Origin of the sequence: Psychrobacter sp. CLB018 (assembly GCF_041222815.1) — a bacterium.
Classification (GTDB): domain Bacteria; phylum Pseudomonadota; class Gammaproteobacteria; order Pseudomonadales; family Moraxellaceae; genus Psychrobacter; species Psychrobacter faecalis.
Map to the genome: position 1 here is coordinate 178379 of NZ_CP166085.1, position 17350 is coordinate 195728.

The 17350-nt window shown below is 44.5% G+C and carries 15 protein-coding genes; 10 read left to right on the forward strand and 5 right to left on the reverse strand.

Annotation, left to right across the window (positions count from 1 at the left end; genetic code table 11):
- Window positions 1–87: 87 nt before the first annotated feature.
- A complete protein-coding gene (locus AB8P72_RS00780; RefSeq protein WP_369957903.1) occupies window positions 88–1908 on the reverse strand; it encodes an acyl-CoA dehydrogenase C-terminal domain-containing protein in 1821 nt (606 codons plus the stop codon).
- A gap of 470 nt (window positions 1909–2378) precedes the next feature.
- Here AB8P72_RS00780 and AB8P72_RS00785 point away from each other — a divergent pair, with 470 nt between their 5' ends.
- Window positions 2379–3530: an FUSC family protein gene (locus AB8P72_RS00785; RefSeq protein WP_288727678.1), complete on the forward strand. Its 1152-nt coding sequence runs from the start codon at window positions 2379–2381 to the stop codon at window positions 3528–3530.
- A 69-nt stretch (window positions 3531–3599) separates the two neighbouring features.
- Here the strand turns inward: AB8P72_RS00785 and aroE are convergent, their stop codons facing one another.
- Window positions 3600–4451: a shikimate dehydrogenase gene (gene aroE, locus AB8P72_RS00790; RefSeq protein WP_369957904.1), complete on the reverse strand. Its 852-nt coding sequence runs from the start codon at window positions 4449–4451 to the stop codon at window positions 3600–3602.
- Window positions 4452–4966: 515 nt separating this feature from the next.
- Here aroE and AB8P72_RS00795 point away from each other — a divergent pair.
- Together AB8P72_RS00795 and AB8P72_RS00800 are read left to right on the forward strand one after the other, a co-directional pair.
- On the forward strand, window positions 4967–5656 hold the full coding sequence (locus AB8P72_RS00795) for a hypothetical protein (RefSeq protein WP_369957905.1): 690 nt from the start codon (window positions 4967–4969) through the stop codon (window positions 5654–5656).
- A gap of 15 nt (window positions 5657–5671) precedes the next feature.
- The gene (locus AB8P72_RS00800) at window positions 5672–6637 is read left to right on the forward strand and encodes an aminotransferase class IV (protein ID WP_369957906.1); all 966 of its coding nucleotides are present in this window, start codon (window positions 5672–5674) and stop codon (window positions 6635–6637) included.
- Window positions 6638–6643: 6 nt separating this feature from the next.
- Here the strand turns inward: AB8P72_RS00800 and AB8P72_RS00805 are convergent, their stop codons facing one another.
- Window positions 6644–6832 (reverse strand): DpnD/PcfM family protein, encoded by a 189-nt coding sequence (locus tag AB8P72_RS00805; protein ID WP_288727682.1) that lies wholly within the window; start codon window positions 6830–6832, stop codon window positions 6644–6646.
- Window positions 6833–7013: 181 nt separating this feature from the next.
- Between AB8P72_RS00805 and AB8P72_RS00810 the strand changes: the two genes are divergently transcribed.
- Together AB8P72_RS00810 and AB8P72_RS00815 are read left to right on the forward strand one after the other, a co-directional pair.
- Window positions 7014–7382, forward strand: a complete 369-nt coding sequence (locus tag AB8P72_RS00810; RefSeq protein WP_369957908.1) for a hypothetical protein — start codon at window positions 7014–7016, stop codon at window positions 7380–7382.
- On the forward strand, window positions 7367–7579 hold the full coding sequence (locus tag AB8P72_RS00815) for a hypothetical protein (RefSeq protein WP_369957909.1): 213 nt from the start codon (window positions 7367–7369) through the stop codon (window positions 7577–7579). The genes AB8P72_RS00810 and AB8P72_RS00815 overlap by 16 nt, the downstream gene beginning before the upstream one ends.
- On the opposite strand, the gene AB8P72_RS00820 is transcribed toward AB8P72_RS00815, so the two are convergent.
- Complete coding sequence (locus AB8P72_RS00820; RefSeq protein ID WP_369957910.1) at window positions 7571–8335, reverse strand: DpnI domain-containing protein; 765 nt, start codon at window positions 8333–8335, stop codon at window positions 7571–7573. The two genes, AB8P72_RS00815 and AB8P72_RS00820, sit on opposite strands and share 9 nt — an antisense overlap.
- Before the next feature lie 147 nt (window positions 8336–8482).
- Between AB8P72_RS00820 and mltG the strand changes: the two genes are divergently transcribed.
- Both mltG and tmk read left to right on the forward strand, forming a co-directional pair.
- On the forward strand, window positions 8483–9769 hold the full coding sequence (gene mltG / locus AB8P72_RS00825) for an endolytic transglycosylase MltG (protein ID WP_369957911.1): 1287 nt from the start codon (window positions 8483–8485) through the stop codon (window positions 9767–9769).
- Between the two features lie 106 nt (window positions 9770–9875).
- A complete protein-coding gene (tmk, locus tag AB8P72_RS00830; protein WP_369957912.1) occupies window positions 9876–10592 on the forward strand; it encodes a dTMP kinase in 717 nt (238 codons plus the stop codon).
- Between the two features lie 274 nt (window positions 10593–10866).
- Here tmk and AB8P72_RS00835 read toward each other — a convergent pair whose 3' ends face one another.
- Entirely contained in the window at window positions 10867–13158 is a 2292-nt protein-coding gene (locus AB8P72_RS00835; protein WP_369957913.1) for a cation:proton antiporter, read from the reverse strand.
- 795 nt (window positions 13159–13953) lie between these two features.
- Here AB8P72_RS00835 and AB8P72_RS00840 point away from each other — a divergent pair.
- The 3 genes from AB8P72_RS00840 (at window position 13954) to AB8P72_RS00850 (ending at window position 17296) form a co-directional block, all read left to right on the forward strand.
- On the forward strand, window positions 13954–15408 hold the full coding sequence (locus tag AB8P72_RS00840) for a Do family serine endopeptidase (protein WP_369957914.1): 1455 nt from the start codon (window positions 13954–13956) through the stop codon (window positions 15406–15408).
- Window positions 15409–15924: 516 nt separating this feature from the next.
- Window positions 15925–16830: a 4-hydroxy-tetrahydrodipicolinate synthase gene (dapA, locus tag AB8P72_RS00845; protein ID WP_068405840.1), complete on the forward strand. Its 906-nt coding sequence runs from the start codon at window positions 15925–15927 to the stop codon at window positions 16828–16830.
- Window positions 16831–16975: 145 nt separating this feature from the next.
- Window positions 16976–17296, forward strand: a complete 321-nt coding sequence (locus AB8P72_RS00850; RefSeq protein WP_225211718.1) for a hypothetical protein — start codon at window positions 16976–16978, stop codon at window positions 17294–17296.
- The last annotated feature ends 54 nt before the right edge of the window (window positions 17297–17350 follow it).

The window sequence follows — 17350 nt, forward strand, 5'->3', positions numbered from 1 at the left end:
TCTTCTCTGACTTTATATTAAACATAAAAAAGCGCCTAATGAATAGGCGCTTTTCTTGTTAATTATTTGCTCAATTGTGAAGCAATCTTAGTCTAGGAAAGCAAAGTTATCGACTGCCATTGCCGTCATGCTCTCGCTTGGAGCAACCATACTTTCAGCATGGCCTGAGGTACGCGGTAAGATTTTATCAAAGTAAAACTCTGCAGTTTGAATCTTAGCTTTGTAGAATTCTGGTGACTCAGTGCCGCCTTTTTCAAGCTTGTCATAAGCGACTGCCGCCATGCGCGCCCAGTGATAACCCATCATCACATAGCCTGAGTACATCAAAAAGTCATCTGATGCCGCAGAGATGATTTCACGGTCTTTACGCGCCATCAGCATCAAGCGTACGGTCAAGGTGTTCCACTCAGCACATAGTTTGGTCAGTGCCCAAACGAATTTACGCATGTCTTTATCAAGCGCATACTCGCCGCACCATTTCATAATGCTTGAGGTGTAATCACGGATAATTTTACCTTTAGACTGCAAGATAACTTTACGACCGAGTAAGTCAAGCGCCTGTACGCCAGTGGTACCTTCGTACATCGTCGCAATACGGGCATCACGAGCGATAAGCTCCATGCCCCATTCTTTGATATAGCCGTGACCACCGTAGATTTGCTGACCGTGTTTGGCCGCTTCAATACCAAGCTCCGTTAAAAAGCCTTTTAGGATAGGCGTATAAAAGCCCAATTTGTCATCCCATTTTTCAAACTCAGCGTCATCACCATTGGCAACGCCTTGAGACATTTTGTCGGCATAGCGCGCTGAGTGATAAATCATTGAGCGACCGCCTTCAGCAAAGGCTTTTTGGGTCAATAGCATACGGCGTACGTCGGCATGATGAATAATCGCATCAGCCACTTTTTCAGGGTCTTTCGTGCCTGATAGCGTACGCATAGAGCGACGGTCTTTAGCGTATGGTAGGGCGTTTTGGAAAGACAATTCAGTGTGCGCCAAACCTTGAATACCAGTACCGATACGAGCAGTGTTCATAAAGGTGAACATCGCTTTCAAGCCTTTATTTGGCTCACCAATTAAGTAACCAACTGCGTCATCGAAGTTTAAAACACAAGTTGACGATGAGCTGATACCCATTTTGTGCTCGATAGAGCCACAAACCACGCCATTACGCTCGCCAGATTCACCTTCAGCATTTGGCAAGAATTTTGGTACGATGAACAATGAGATACCGCGTGTGCCTTCTGGCGCATTTGGTAGACGAGCTAAAACGATATGGACGATATTGTCGGTTAAGTCATGCTCGCCACTTGAGATAAAAATCTTGGTACCGCTGATTTTATAAGTACCGTCATCTTGCGGGATGGCTTTTGATTTAACCTGACCCAAGTCAGTACCACACTGCGGCTCAGTCAAACACATGGTGCCCGACCACGTACCTCCAACCAATTTAGGTAAATAAATCGCTTTTTGCTCGTCGGTACCGTACTGTAGTAAGGTGTTGATACAACCAGTTGATAGGCCAGGATACATCGCCCAAGGCCAGTTAGCCGTACCCATCATTTCAGACTTAATAAGGTTGATTGACATCGGTAAGTTCATACCGCCGTACTCTTCAGGGTACGAAATACCTTGCCAGCCGCCTTCGACGAACTGGTCATAAGCTTCTTTAAAACCTTTAGGCGTAGTGACCACACCATTTTCAAAATGACAGCCTTCTTCATCCGCTGGCTGGTACAAAGGCGCTAAGACATTTTCAGCAAAGTCAGCAAAGCCTTGCAAAATCATATCGACCGTTTCAGGATCAGCGTTTTCGCCATTGTCCAAATCTTTATAATGCGTTTGATAGTCAAAAACATCATTTATCAAAAACTTGATATCACGCAAAGGTGCTTTGTAAGTTAACATAGTCGCTCTCTTTGATTATTTAGCTAGGATAGTTCGTTAGCATAGACTGTCGGCTCATTAATTGAGCCATGGTTCATGTAAACGGGAGTTTAATTATCTGGGATAAAGGCAGACAGTATCACAGGTCGTCATCTAAGTTTATTAAGAACAGCTTGTCCATTTTTATAGCCGTTAAGGCATCCTTGATAAAAAACAGCTGTCGTAGCATTGAGGTCAGTATAAATCTTCTATAGCCACAAATATACAACTAATAACTAATATTCATTATATATTAAATAATGTAAAAATTTAAGTTATAAGTAAAAGTAGTTTATTTATTTATAAATAGGCATCAATAAGTCCAACTTTATAAAGAACCATAGTTTTAATATAGGTTGTAGCATAAGTTTCAATATAGACAGCGGGATAGACGCAAAACAACCGTTAAGTGTATGAGTTGCGTGCCCAAACAGAATAAAGGAACACAATTTATGAGCGCACCAAAGCGCAATTTAGCATACCAAACAGAGCAGAAAAAGACGCCAGTATTTTGGCTAATGGCAGTAGTTGGGCGGTTAAAAAAACTCATCGATGGTGAGCTTAACCATTTATTAACCGTCAACCGTAGCAAACGACCGTGGCACATGCCGATTATCGCTGCAATTACCATTAGTTTTCCGGTATTTGTCGGGGCGTACTTTGATGCTCTGCCGTCTGGTATTAAAGCGTCACTAGGGGCGATGGTTATTTTAAATACACCGTTAGCAGGTAAGCTGCCGTTTCGTTTGGTGACGGTGATGGCATGGGGGTTTGCGATGTCGCTGTGTTTTGCGCTGGGCCTGATAGCGCAGCAAATTCCGCCATTAAAATTGCCGATATTTACCTTGATGGCGTTTGGTATTGTAATTTTTGGGCGCTACTATCGTCAGCCGCCGCCCGCAGGTTTGTTTGTGATGATGGCGGGGGCGATTGCGCTATTTATCCCGCTGCCTTTAGAAGATGTCATGCCGGCCACAGGTTTGGTGATGCTCGGTAGTGGTTTTGCTTTGGTGATGGCGCTGCTGTATTCGCTGTTTTTATTGGCGACGCGCCCAGCGACACCGACGCCGACTTATAGTTATGAGCCCGATACCATTACGGAGAGTGTGATTGTCGCCGGTTTTGTCAGTCTATCTTTAGTCATCGCGCTGAGCTTAAATTTATCAAATCCCTATTGGGCAGCGGTCAGCTGTTTTTTGATTATCCAAGGTATTCATTTGCGTACCATGTGGATTAAGCAGATACATCGTTTGCTTGGCACCCTGGTTGGCGTTGGGCTGGCGGGATGGATGCTGGCGTGGGGTTTGCCGATATGGGGCGTGGCGCTGGCGATATTAGGCTTAATGCTGTGTATCGAAACCTTGGTCGACCGCCATTATGGCTTGGCGGTAATATTTATCACACCGCTGACGATATTTATTGCCGAATACGGTAGTGGGTTGCCGTTTACTGAGCAAGCTTATCAAGAGGTCATTTTGGCGCGTTTGTTTGATACCATGATTGGTTGTGTGGTGGGGCTAAGCGGCGGGGTGGTGATGCATTCGACCAATTTACGCGTGCCGCTGCGTCGGATGGAAAATTGGCTGCTGGCGCGTTTTGGTTAACTTTATTAGCAAATGAAAAGCCGTATGCTCACATTAATACGGCTTTTTTAAGCTGTTCATTCAATGTACTTATAAACTGTCGATGACTTGCGCAACATCGACCTTATGTCCTGTCCAACGCTCAAAACTTAACGCTGCCTGCCCGATAAGCATGCCATAACCGTCTGACGTTTGTGCGCCGCGCTTGGCAAAGTGCTGTAAAAATGGCAGCGCGCGTCCATACATCATATCGTAAGCATAATGACTGTGTAACTCGTCGCTAAGTGGCAGCGTATCACCCGATAACCCAATCGAGGTGGCATTGATGATGATATCAAACTCACCGCTTAGCGCCTCAGTGCTACAGGTTTTAATCTGCTGCCTTGCAATCGTCTCACTTGCAGCGCTTAGCTCATTAACTAAATTTGTCGCTTTATTTAATGTACGATTGGCAAGGGTAAGCTCGCTGATACCCGCTTCAATCAATGGTAATATCACCCCGCGCGCTGCGCCGCCTGCGCCGATTATTGCCACGCGTGCGTCCTTTAAAGGCCAGTTTAAACTTGTTATATGATTGACCAGACCTTGGCCGTCGGTATTATCACCATATATCGCCTCAGCTATTGGCGTGCCATTTTTTAACAGGGCGTTATTTAGCAGCAAGGTATTGACGGCGCCTGCGACTTTGGCGTGCTCAGACAAGCCACCACGCGCCGCGCAGCACTCATAAGCCACTTGCTTAAAGGGCACAGTCACATTGGCACCAACGCCGCCGCCCTGAAAAAATGCCTCAATCACCGCAGTAAAGCTGGCTGCATCATCAGGGCAATACTGGCGCTGATAGCTAATCTCTAAGCTCGCCTGCGCTGCAAATTGCGTATGGATTTCAGGGGATTTGCTGTGGGCAATCGGATTGCCTATAACGATAAAATGCTGGGTCATAAAGGGTCCGCTGCTTGTAAAGGGTGAAATAGAGACAAAATCAACAGGTAAGAAGTTATCAATAAAAAAGTGGCCGTTTAATTATCTTATGCAACGCCACTTAACAAATCCTACTTATCATAGGGGATAACGTTAACTTTCACAAACCTATACTAAGCCAATTATGCTAAGCCAATCATGCTAAGCCAATAAAAGGGCTAAAAAACGGAGCTGCTCATTAGTCAAATAAATCATGCCTTTATCTCGTGAGGTCTTTAACAAATCTGTACTCTGCCGGAGCGGTAAGTGTAAGGTAAAAGCTAGTCAAGTGTTAAGCAGTTGGGTAAACTAGGGAGCATGAAGATTTTAGTCGGCCTTATGTTCTACAATGATTAAAAGGCAAGATTTAACAATTTGACTGCTACCAAAGCCTATAACCAATAAATTATATAACTATAAAAGTTTAACAGACATTTTTCATTATCAGCGGCAGCAAACCCCGCTCGTTAATACCGTTTTTGGATCTCTTTAAAAGTGTGAGTACATTGCCCATGTGGAATAAAAGCCTACAGACCCTGATGGTCAGTATGATAATGGCAGTTGGCGTGTCTTTGAGCGCCTGTAATAGCAATACAGAGAGCGATACCGCCGCCAAAGAAGCAGGCGCTGATAATAGCGAGCAGACCACCGCTGAGACCTCCAAGGCAGAAAACCCCAATGCCAACGCTGACCTCGATGGCGCAACAGCTGCGCAAGGGACGCCAGTCAAATACGATATCGCCTCGTGGGGCACTGCCAAAGTAACCTCCTTAAGTATCGATGAGCTTAAAAAGATACAATCAGCCTTTGGTAAAGTGGTCAGCACCGACGAAAATAGCTTGGACTATGCCAGTAATCCGGCGTCCAAATATCGCTTTATGCAGGATGATGCGCCGTATTTGGACCTGATTGATTCTGAAAAATACCTCGAGCTTGGCTGGTATTTTGCCAATCCAACCGACTCTGATAAAGAAAAAGAAATCAGTCAAAACCATGCCAAAAAAGCTTATCAGCTGGCGCGTCAATTGATGGGCGATGAAGGCGGCAAGCTGGTCGCTGATATGCTCGGCGGTCAAATCGCCAAAAATAAAACCATCGGCGGTCAAAAAGTAGAGTTGGCAAAATGCGAGTTTTATAGTTGTATGCTGGTGATTAATAAATCCGCTTCTCAAACCGCTGATAAATAAGTAGGGCTGGCCTGAATGTCGCCCAATAGCTGGATATGTTTGCATCCGTCGAATGCTACACAGACCACGTTGTCGTTAGACAATCGCGGGCTGGCATACGGTGATGGTTTTTTTACCACTATGGGTGTCATTGACGGGCAGATACTGTGGTTGGACTATCATCAGCAGCGCCTTGTCTCGCATGCGACAGCCTTGCAGCTACAGTTGGACAGCCAGTTGCTATTAGCCATGTTAAAAACACATGCCAAGCAATTACAGCAAGGGGTGCTAAAACTTATCGTCATGCGTGCCGAGCAAGAAGTCCGTGGCTATGGCTATACGCCAAATATTGGCGGCAGTGCGTGTGAGATTTGGCTTAAATCCTCACCAATGGCCATTACTACCGCACAATCGCTGCCACTCGCTAATAATCAAATTATCCCGCTACAACCTGCCGCGAGCGCCATTTGCTTATCCTCTCAAATTGCTTGTTTGCCGCCGCCGCTCGCCGGACTTAAAAGCTTAAATCGTCTGGATAATGTACTGGCAAGTGGCGAGCTGAACGCTATCAAAGCCCAAGCTATCGAAGCTAATACATGGCAAGACAATATAAAGCCAAGCATCGCCGAAGGTCTACTACGCGATATGAGCGGGCAGTGGGTTGAGGGCACGATGAGTAACGTGTTTTATCAATTAGTAGAAGCGTCAGTCGCAAAATCGTCCAATCGTCCACATTCTCTAAATAACAGCAGCAGCAACTATTTAACCCAAGGTCAATGGTATACGCCGTCGATGGCGCAATCGGGCGTTGCTGGCGTGATGCGGCAAGTGATTATCGATACATTATCGACTAGTGAAAATCCCGTCATTATCCGGTCATTACAAGATGAGGATTTACCCCATTTAAGTCAGCTATTCTTTTGCAATGCGCTGCGCGGTATTATGCCCATGAGTAGTCTGAGGTTACTCTCGGGTGAAGTGATGGGTTTTGAAGCGAGTTAACCGTATTTAAAGAATGTTAAATTTGGTGTCAATTAAGTTATCAGGGTATAAAACAACGTCTTCATTGCGATACAGTTCTTGCGCTTTTAATAGTGCTCCTTGTTCGTCCTCTGCGCTAATTTTTACGAGGTTACTTAGCGTCTCGACAATCTCTATCTGAAAGATTTCCTCTACTGTCTTATCACTTTTTATCATCACTATTCCCAATACTTGCTTATCAAAATTTCTTTAGGATTTATATACGCTAGCTTAGCAAAGGTGCTTAAAAAGAAGTAATCGTCTTTTGTGACAAAGACTTGTGCGTTCAGGAAAATCGATCAATGATATTTTCTCAATCATAAAGGTTCAATAGCGCCTTTTAAATGGAGAGATATCGATGCGTCCAATTTATGAAGAAAGCAGAATTCCAATACAAATTCGTCGCTTGATGGTTTTTGATGAAATTTGCAAATTAGCAAAAGAACAACCTGATGAAATTATTTATTTATCGCCTTATACCCAATTATCGCTCGGCGTTATGTATTTAAAAGACTTTAAAAAATTTATTGCCTTTGGCGGTGTGTTTGAGTATGCAGAAACACCAGAAGAAGTTATCGAGCAGCGTATTAAAGTCTTTCCTAACGACGAACCAGTAAGGCGTGCGCTAACGGTCAATTTGAAGCAGTTTACTAAGCCTGCTCGCACATCTTTGCAGCTAGTATGGCATTGGAATAACTATGTTAAAATAGAATGCACGCTTATGTAGATTATCGAGAAGAGCACTTTTTTAAAATAAATGATGAAATTGATTGGGAGTATCCGCCGCATAAGTTTCATGACCGTTTAGTTGCAACGGCACGTTTACCATTATGGGACGATAAGGATGAGTTGATAGCTGATGCCTATCGCGATAAGAAAGGGCAACCGAGAGCTGAACGTTATAATGAAAAGCGCTTAATATAATTTGCGATAATGTCCACGACCAGTAAATTCAATAATGCCTTTATCGCGTAACACTTGTAGTTGCTGACGGATTTTATCTTTAATGTGGTTGTTGTCAGGGTGTTTAAGTTTTAATAAGTCAGAAAATGCATAAACTTGATTGAGAGAGAAGTTAGTATCTAGGCTATCGATGCACTGCCAAACATCCAATGTCCAACCACGGGTCTGCTGTGATTGCTGACGCAAAAATAAGGTTTTTTGAAATTGCTCGGTAACATTGTCGCGTGGTATGACTTGCTGGTCTTTTACCAAAAATACTTTCCCTGATTCAGGTACTTTACGCAAATCAATATTGCAGCCGACCCAGCCAGCGCGTTTGGCAGATACAGATAATGGTTTGCGCTTTATAATCATGTCCGATTTAAAAAACTGTTTGGGGATGATTAAAAAGTTATTCACCCTATATTCTGGCGAGTAGGTCAAAAAGAAAAAGCTGGGATTATCCTCGCTATTGATACGCTCAATCATAGTGGCATAAGCACCATCATTAATAAGGTGGCTCAGTTTTGCCTTTTTACTTTTCAGCTCATATTCCTCGCTGCAATGTCCGCAATAAAAATCAGCGACGGGTTGGTTATTGGCAAATTCAACTAAGGGTTCGGCATTGCAACGGGGGCAATAACTTTGTTTTGCGACCCAATCTTCACTGAGCACACGAATTTTTTGCGATTCAGATGTATAGTTTTTGGCAAGACTTTGATTAAAATTTAGATTCATAATCAATTTTCGTTCTCAGATGGGTTATGAGTATTAAGCCATATAACTTGGCATAACCACCAAGTTAATCGATAAGCTAAGCAAATACCATTGAAAATCGCCCAGTTCAATGCTAAATTCTAGCAAACTTCTGCCTCGCGAGTTGCCATGAGCAAGCCAACACCTGAAATACCGCCCGAACGTCCAAATGAGTCGCCAAAAAACGACCATGACGACGCGCCGCAGCAGCCTGTCGAGACGACAGCGCCAGACAAAAAACCTATCATTGACGACGTTAGCGCAGAGGAAGTACCGGCGACGGATATCTCACTCATTAGCGGTGGCACTAAACCGCGCCACTATAAAGCTGATAATCCATCGTTTTTTATGCAGCGTGGTTATCAGGTGTTATTGGTGCTTGGACTGATTGCCGCGTTTTTTTTGGTGATGGTGTATCAGACGCTGTTTGGCCGTATTGAGCAGCCGCAGCAGATGGTGACGATTGAGTCGGGTCAGACGTATTATGGGCTATTGCCGCAGTGGCAGCAGCAAATACCACTGTTTTCTGCCACGATTGCCAAGCTTTATATGAAAACGCAAATCGATGGCCCATTGCATGCCGGTATTTATCAATTACCAGAAAACCCTACCTTTGCTGAAGCCTTAGAAGTATTGGGGCAAGGGGTAAAAGCGGCGATGGTCAAGGTACAGATTATCGAAGGCAAAACCTCAAAAGATTTATATCAGGCGCTACGAGATAATAAAGGCATCAAAAAAGAAGTACTGACGGCGGATAGCACGAATGCCAGCATCGCGCAGGCGTTGGATTTGGTTGGCATCTTGCCAGATTCGGTGATCAATAGTAATGACCCTATCGTCAATCACAATCTTGAAGGCTGGTTTGCGCCTGATACGTATTATTATGGCGAAGGCAGCACCGATAAGCAGGTATTGACCGATTTGTATAAGCGTCAGCAGCAAGCATTGACCAAAGCGTGGGAAAATCGCGACCCTGATCTGCCTTATGACAGTCCGTATGAAGCGCTGGTAATGGCGTCGATTATCGAAAAAGAAACCAGCGTGGCAGAAGAGCGTCCTTTGGTCTCGGCGGTATTTAGCAATCGTTTGAATAAAAATATGCGCTTGCAAACCGATCCGACCATTATTTATGGGATGGGCAGCCGTTATGAAGGCAATATTCGCCGTCAAGACATCGATGAAAAGACCGCTTATAACACCTATCAAATCGATGGTTTGCCGCCAACGCCAATCGCGCTGCCATCTGCGGCCTCGATTGAAGCAACCTTGCATCCTGCCGATAGCGAAGCGTTATATTTTGTGGCGACCGGTAACGGCGGCCACAAATTTACCAATAGCTTAAATGAGCATAACCAAGCGGTCAAAGAATATCTCAGCGTCATGCGTCAGAAAAAAGCACAAACACCGCCGCCGTAATTTAATCCTTTATCTTTTCTAAAAACCTATCGTGTACTGAGCGTTATGGCGTTATATAGATATCTATATAACGCCATAACGCTCATCAATGACATAAGGTCATATCATGTCAGTATCCCTACCAGATAAATCAGTGCAAGAAAAATCAGCGCAAATAAATTCGCCTAAACATTATATAAATACAGCGTCCAATCAAGGGCGCTTTATCAGCTTTGAAGGGACCGAAGGCGTTGGCAAGACCACCGCTATTGAGCAGCTTTGCAACCAGCTACATGCAAAAGGCATTGACTATCTGCGTACTCGTGAGCCGGGCGGTAGTCCGTTTGCTGAGCAGCTGCGTGCTGTTTTATTAGACCCGGATACCAAAATTAATGATGATACTGAGCTGCTACTGATGTTTGCGGCGCGCTGTGACCATTTGCAGCAAGTGATTTTGCCTGCACTGCAACGCGGTACGTGGGTAATATGTGACCGCTTTACTGATTCGACCGTTGCCTATCAAGGCTTTGGACGCGCGCATGGTGATAATGCTGTACGTGCTAAAATTGCTATGCTTATCGAGCAATTTGTCGAGCAGTTACCAGAGCTGACCTTATGGCTAGATTTGCCAGTATTAGAAGGCATGGCGCGCGCTAATAAACGCAGCGCTGCTGACCGTTTTGAGCAGCAAGCGACGGAGTTTTTTACTCGAGTACATCAAGGTTTTAGCGTCCTTGCCAGCGAGCAACCGGAGCGTATCCAGCGTATTGATGCGTCAGGCAGTGCCGAAGAAGTCAGCAAACGTATTTGGCAAGCGGTGCAGGAAAAATTTGCGCTAAGCTAGGACGTGTCCTCAATTCAATCGATGGACATCTAAATGGTCTAAAAATGGCTAAATTTTGCCAAACTTCGTCAAATAGCTTGGTAATATCCCGATATTAACTGCACTTTATTCCTTGTTTGGCTACAATTTATCTCATTTTTATCACCATTTTTAAAATGAGGATACGCCCTAAGGTTTTTTAACGCTGTCATTTCTACCTTATATTATCCAAAAAAAAGCCCCAACTGCTGAGTTGGGGCTTTTATCGTTCATGGAAAATATTAAAAAGATAACTCTACTCTTTATCTATATCCATGCTGTCAACGTTATCAAGGCTATCACCGCTAGAGTCCGGTAAACGATTGGGGTCAAGCGTGCCTTTTTTGGTTTTTGGTGCGCTGCCATTACCGTTGGTACTGCTAGAGGTTTTGGTTTTTGAAGTTGCGGTCGAATTATCCGACATGACACCTTTATTTATAGCATTGGTAGAGCCATTAGGAGCAGTAGCATCAGACTCTGTTGTTTGCACGTTATCTTTCTTAACAGTCGTGCTTAATGCCTGAGTTTTATTAGGCGTATCAGTAACGCTATCGGCTTGTTTGTCTTGTGCCTTTTCTGACTCGGAGGCTTCTGCTACATTGGCTTCTTTAGCAGTGGTTAATGCTGCCTCTGGCATAGCAGTGTCATCACTAGCATCGCTCAGCTCTATACCTTTACGCTTTTCAGGCGCTTTCGAGCTGGACTCAAAGCTAGCATCTGCCGCCGCGCGTGCCTGCTCTTGTTTTGCCGTTACATCGACCGCTTTTGGCTGCACTTCATCATCGACGACCAATGAAATCAGCTTACGATCACGCGGCACCACCCCATCGAAATTATCGGTAATCACGTGTAGCTTACCTTCTTTATCGACGGTATAAAGCGGCACGAATTGCTTATTATCGGCTTTGTATTGCTCAAAGCTATAGCTGTCGGTAATGTTGGTGATTTTGATACGCGCTTTTTTCGACAGCATACTGGCAAGCTTGGCATAAGTCACATCTTTACCAAATAACCACTGCGAATGGAAGTTGCCCTGCTTATCATCGCGCTCGCTTTTGACCTTTTCATCACTGAATTTAAGGCGATAGATTTTACGCTCGCCAAACTCATGACGGTAATGAATCTCAGACAAGGTATTCATTTCCCTGTCGGTACTCATGGCAAACAGACGCCCAATACCGATAAGGTCTAAGTGATGGTCGGCATGGTCAGAGATGGGGTTACCAAAGTAAGTACGCAGACCACTCATACGAGCTTTAGCGATATTGGTATAGTTATTATGGGCAACGATGACATCAAAACCTTGGTCTTTTAGAGATGTCGCCACCAATAGGGCAATAGGATTGGAGCCAACGACCAAGATACCATTGGTTTCAGGCTCGCGTACGCCCAAGAAATTACCAACCATTTTTGCGCCCAAACCTTGAATCATTACTGTGCCGATAATAACGAGGAAAACCAAAGGTACAAGCAGCTCAACGCCTTGAATATCATACTCTTGCAAGCGAATGGCAAAAAGCGACGAGATAGCGGCGGCAACGATACCGCGCGGCCCAATCCAACTAATCATCAGCTTTTCATTGGTTTTTAGATTGGAGCCGATAGACGATGCCCATACCGATAACGGACGCGCGACAAACATCACAATCGCGAGTAGCACCAAACCTGCAAAGCCAACGCTTAATAAGCTTGCAAGCTCAACGCGAGCCGCAAGAATGATAAATAATACCGATACCAATAAAATGGTCAGCGATTCATTAAACTCTAAAATTGTCTCACGCGGGAATTTTGGCCAGTTAGCCAGCGCCACGCCAAGAACGGTGACGGTTAATAAGCCAGACTCGTGCTCTAAATGGTTGGAGATAGAAAACAGCAGCAGTACAAAAGCTAAGGTAAAGACATTACGTAAAAATTCAGGAATCATATGGCGGCGCATTAAAAACGCCAATAACCACGCGCCCGCTAAGCCCATCGCCACTGCCAATACTACAATTTTGGCAAACAGCAAAATACTACTGGCTTCGCCGCCTGAAATGATATATTCATAGACCAAAACCACCGCAATCGCGCCGATAGGGTCGATGATGATGCCTTCCCATTTCAAAATGTTGGAGATGGTTTTATTCGGACGCACGCTACGCAGTAACGGCATAATGACGGTAGGACCAGTCACACAAACCAGCGCGCCAAATAGCAAAGCAATCAAAGGGTCGACATCAAACAACAGGTAAGTCGATAGCGCCACAATGACAATGGTAATAAGGACACCGACTGACACCAGCATCTGTACCACAGAGCCGTGCTGCTTAATCTCATCGAACTCTAAAGTCAGCGAGCCTTCAAATAAAATAATCGCCACGCCCAATGAGATAAACGGGAACATCAGCTCGCCGAGCACCAAGTCTGGGTCAAAAGCACCCAATATCGGGCCAACAATAATACCAATCAGTAATAAAAACAAAATGGACGGTTGCTTTAAATACCAAGCCAACCATTGGGCGGCAATACCAAGCCCAACCACGCCGGATAACAATAGGGCGGTATCCATAAATTAATCCTTTTATAATCTTGTCATATTTTATATCTATTCAGGCGCACTACCAGCGCTGCTAGCGTAAGCTGCAGCAAAAGTCGTCTAAATATAGTGTTGCAATATCTGTCACCGCTGAGCGCTAAATCTAGCGCTTGTTAATAAAAGCATCAACCACACTATAATCAAAGCACAAGTAATCAAAGCACAAGTGAGGTTGGCTATCAGTACGATATCGCCGTAAAGACAAAAGCTTTTTAGATCCCCTAAGCAGAATCTAAAAAGCAAAAGATGAAAAAATAAGCTGATGATCGCCAATTTGCTAAAATAACGACCTGCAAAAATTAACTTTTGTTTGCTATATAAATCATTTGGCTTGTTATCATAACATGGTTTTATTTGACGTATTCTAGAGCAATCTTTGCGCCACTTGATTCTCAGCTAAGAAAGCTTATTAAAGGGAGTAGTGCTGGCATGTTAGCAATAAGGCTATCTTTATGATAGAAAAGAAAAAGTTTTATACCATAAGTCGAAAATGGACGGTAAACTAACAAGCATTCTTCTTTGCAAGTTTGCATTTCCCAAAGTTTATGGTAAACGCAGATAACAAAAGCAAGCGGTAAAATCTCTCAGCCAGCAATGCAAAGACCAATATAAAAATCAATTTTTAAATGTTAGCTTTAGAGGTTAGCGAATGAGTAAACTGAGCGATTATCAGCATAATATATAAATAAAACGCCTAAATTATTATTCATAACGGTCCTATTCAAACCGTTTATAACAATTATAAAGACCCATTATATGGAGGGTAACATGCCTAAAAATATGTCTAAAACGTCGAATACAGCCAATTTGAGCCGTTGGTTACAGCAGAGCGCGTTGGCCATAGCGGTAGCCACCAGTATGGCGGCAGGTATCAATATCGCGACCGTGCCAACTGCCCAAGCGGCCGTTACCACCGCAGATTTTTCGGACTTGGTACAGCAAGTCACGCCAGCGGTTGCGCGGGTAAACGTCACCAAAACTGTCAGTGAGGCGGAGCTTGCTAAAGCCCAAACCGCTGAGCTATTACGTAAGTTCTTTGGCGATCGTTTGCATATTCCTGACCAAGCAGCGACGCCCGCGATAGAGCATGCCTATGGCACTGCATTTTTTGTCACCCGTGATGGTTATATGCTGACCAATCATCATGTGGTGGCAGGTGCGGACAAAATTACTGTGACGCTCAATGACAGAAGCGAGCTTGATGCCAAATTGGTTGGCAGTGATGAGCGCTCAGACGTGGCGGTGCTCAAGGTGACGGGGCGTCAATTCCCCGCCTTGCCAATCGGCGATTCTAATGCGCTAAAAGTAGGGGAGCCGGTATTGGCGATTGGCTCACCCTTTGGTTTTGATTATTCGGCATCAGCGGGTATTGTCAGCGCCAAGTCGCGTAATTTTTCCCGTGAAACCAGCGTACCCTTTATCCAAACTGATGTGGCATTAAACCCGGGTAACTCTGGCGGCCCACTATTTAATCAGCGCGGTGAAGTGATTGGTATCAACTCGCGTATTTTTAGTGGCACGGGCGGCTATATGGGTCTGTCATTCTCTATCCCGATTGATGCGGCGATGGATATTTATGAGCAGTTAAAAGATAACGGTGAGGTTGCGCGTGCCTATCTGGGTATTTTTCCGCAGGATATCGACCGGAATTTAGCCGAAGCTTATAATTTAGCGCGTCCGCAAGGGGCATTATTGACGCGCGTTTCACCAGACTCACCAGCGCAAAAAGCGGGGCTAAAGCCAGGTGATATTATTTTAAAATACAATGATGTTCTAATTATGGAAGCTTCCGATTTATTAAACCTGATTAATCGGGCGCGGCCTGACGATATCTTTCGCGTTCAGATTCAGCGTGACGGTAAACAAGCTATCATAACTGGCAAGCTTAGTAATGCTTCCAATGCTATGCAATCGCAAACCGGCGCACAGCAGGCCAACGGCATCAGCTTGGGACTGGCGCTGCGCAATTTAACGCCGGAGGAGCAAATAGAGCTGGCCGCTGATAATAAAACGGGCGTATTGGTCACCGCCATTGAGCCGACGGGACTGGCGGCACGCTCGGGCATACTGGCAGGCGACGTCATCACCAATTTGCACCAAAAACCGATTAAAACGGTCAATGATTTTTCTAGCGCCGTGGCATCATTGCCCGAAAAAGGCGTGGTGACGATTGAGATAGTCCGGCAAGGTATTCCAGGTATCATTGGTTTGCGCATTGAATAGCAAAGGATAGCGTGCGTGATTAGCAGCGTTATGAATCGGCTGTCTTTATTGACAGTAATACATATCGTCCGACCATTGCTATGTTGACGATTCGTTAAAATACCTAAAAAGGTTTTATCGCTGCTAACTAGTTACGCTACACTAAGCAATTGCACTACACTAACTATTTAGTTTTCAGGCTTATTTTTTAGGCTAAATAGAGTCGCGCTTAGCATTATAATAGATTGCTAATTTTTCGCTTTATAGAAGTGTTAAGCATGAATTGTTTGATAGCGATGAAGGCAAAATATGCTACACTAGCAGGCGTTTTTATGGCTCTCAGCCAATCAAGTGGCAGCAGCTAAATAGCGTTAATCACGTTAGTAAAATGAATACACAGTATGAACATCACGCAAGGTCTTGCCCTGACGTTATTTTACCAAACCAAACGTTCAGCTCCATAGGGCAGATAGGCACACTTGCAAACGACTTATCATGTGATAGCTTTAATAAAAGCTAGGATATACAGGCACGGTTATGAGCACAGCATACGACGATATTAAAACCCGACTACAAGGCTCAATGGTAGCCTTGGTAACGCCCATGCATCCTGACGGCACGGTCGATTATAAACGTCTGGCAGACCTCATAGATTGGCAGATTGAGCAAGGTACGCATTGCTTGGTCGCTGTCGGTACCACTGGCGAGTCAGCGACTTTGTCCATGCAAGAGCACAGCGATGTGATTCGCTACTTTGTTCAGCATGTCAAAGGTCGCGTACCTGTGATTGCAGGCACTGGCGCCAACAATACGATGGAAGCCATTAAGCTAACCCAAGATGCCGCCGAAGCAGGTGCTGATTGTGCGTTATTGGTCGCCCCTTATTATAATAAACCGCCACAAGAAGGCTTGTTTCAGCATTATAAGGCCATCGCTGAAGCGGTAAAAATCCCGCAAATGCTTTATAACGTACCGGGACGTACCGTTGTAGATATCGCCCAAGAGACCGTTGAACGCCTCGCTGATATTGACAATATCGTTGCTATTAAAGACGCCACAGGTTCGGCTGTTCGCGGTGAGCAACTGATCAGATCCGTTGGCGACAGAATGGTGGTGTTATCTGGTGACGATAGTACAGCTCTTGAGCTGATGCAGTTTGGCGGTAAAGGCAATATTTCGGTGACGGCTAACGTGGCACCAAAAGCTATGAGTGAGACTTTTAGCGCTGGCCTGCGTGGAGATTTTGATGCCGCTCATAAAGTTCATGACGTGGTCAAGCACTTACACCGTGACTTATTTATCGAATCAAGCCCTATTCCTGTTAAATATGCGCTGCATAAAATGGGCATGATAGATACCGGTATTCGTTTGCCGTTGGTATGGTTGGCTGAAAAGCACCATGCGACCATTGATGAAGCTCTAATCCGTGCAAATTTACTTTAGGTTTTTATAAATTTAATAAACATACCGCTTATAGTGGCTCTATAGGTTTCGACTATTAAGTAAAAAAGTTAGACATAGTAAAACTATAAACGCTTTGCCTACATACGCACCAAATAAGCAATAACTGCTAACTCAGAGAGATAATATGATGACAGTATCATCAAACCCTGCAAAAATATTCCCGATGCTAATGACCGTGGTTTTGGGTAGTACGTTAGTGTTGAGCGGCTGCCAAGCGACAAAAGGTCTGTTTGGTAAGCGCGATAATGGTAGCCTTGAGTATCAGCAAAGCAAAAAACTGGCACCATTAGAATTGCCAGCGGCGCAAGAAACAGCGCCATTTGTGCCGTTATACCCAACGCCTAATGCCGGTGCTAATACCTTGAAACTAGAAAATGAGTCAGGTAAACAATATCAGCTGCCAAGACCTCAGCGTACGGTTGCCGTGACCCAAGCAGCAGAATAAACCCCTTTTTCATCCTTATCTATACCGCTGGTCTTTTATTATGGTTAAGCATTT

What these genes read in the sequence shown, in the direction of transcription:
- AB8P72_RS00780 (WP_369957903.1), bottom strand. Translation starts at nt 1,908, where the DNA reads ATGTTAACTTACAAAGCACCTTTGCGTGATATCAAGTTTTTGATAAAT.
- AB8P72_RS00785 (WP_288727678.1), top strand. Translation starts at nt 2,379, where the DNA reads ATGAGCGCACCAAAGCGCAATTTAGCATACCAAACAGAGCAGAAAAAG.
- aroE (WP_369957904.1), bottom strand. Translation starts at nt 4,451, where the DNA reads ATGACCCAGCATTTTATCGTTATAGGCAATCCGATTGCCCACAGCAAA.
- AB8P72_RS00800 (WP_369957906.1), top strand. Translation starts at nt 5,672, where the DNA reads ATGTCGCCCAATAGCTGGATATGTTTGCATCCGTCGAATGCTACACAG.
- AB8P72_RS00805 (WP_288727682.1), bottom strand. Translation starts at nt 6,832, where the DNA reads ATGATAAAAAGTGATAAGACAGTAGAGGAAATCTTTCAGATAGAGATT.
- AB8P72_RS00810 (WP_369957908.1), top strand. Translation starts at nt 7,014, where the DNA reads ATGCGTCCAATTTATGAAGAAAGCAGAATTCCAATACAAATTCGTCGC.
- AB8P72_RS00815 (WP_369957909.1), top strand. Translation starts at nt 7,367, where the DNA reads ATGCACGCTTATGTAGATTATCGAGAAGAGCACTTTTTTAAAATAAAT.
- AB8P72_RS00820 (WP_369957910.1), bottom strand. Translation starts at nt 8,335, where the DNA reads ATGAATCTAAATTTTAATCAAAGTCTTGCCAAAAACTATACATCTGAA.
- mltG (WP_369957911.1), top strand. Translation starts at nt 8,483, where the DNA reads ATGAGCAAGCCAACACCTGAAATACCGCCCGAACGTCCAAATGAGTCG.
- tmk (WP_369957912.1), top strand. Translation starts at nt 9,876, where the DNA reads ATGTCAGTATCCCTACCAGATAAATCAGTGCAAGAAAAATCAGCGCAA.
- AB8P72_RS00835 (WP_369957913.1), bottom strand. Translation starts at nt 13,158, where the DNA reads ATGGATACCGCCCTATTGTTATCCGGCGTGGTTGGGCTTGGTATTGCC.
- AB8P72_RS00840 (WP_369957914.1), top strand. Translation starts at nt 13,954, where the DNA reads ATGCCTAAAAATATGTCTAAAACGTCGAATACAGCCAATTTGAGCCGT.
- dapA (WP_068405840.1), top strand. Translation starts at nt 15,925, where the DNA reads ATGAGCACAGCATACGACGATATTAAAACCCGACTACAAGGCTCAATG.
- AB8P72_RS00850 (WP_225211718.1), top strand. Translation starts at nt 16,976, where the DNA reads ATGATGACAGTATCATCAAACCCTGCAAAAATATTCCCGATGCTAATG.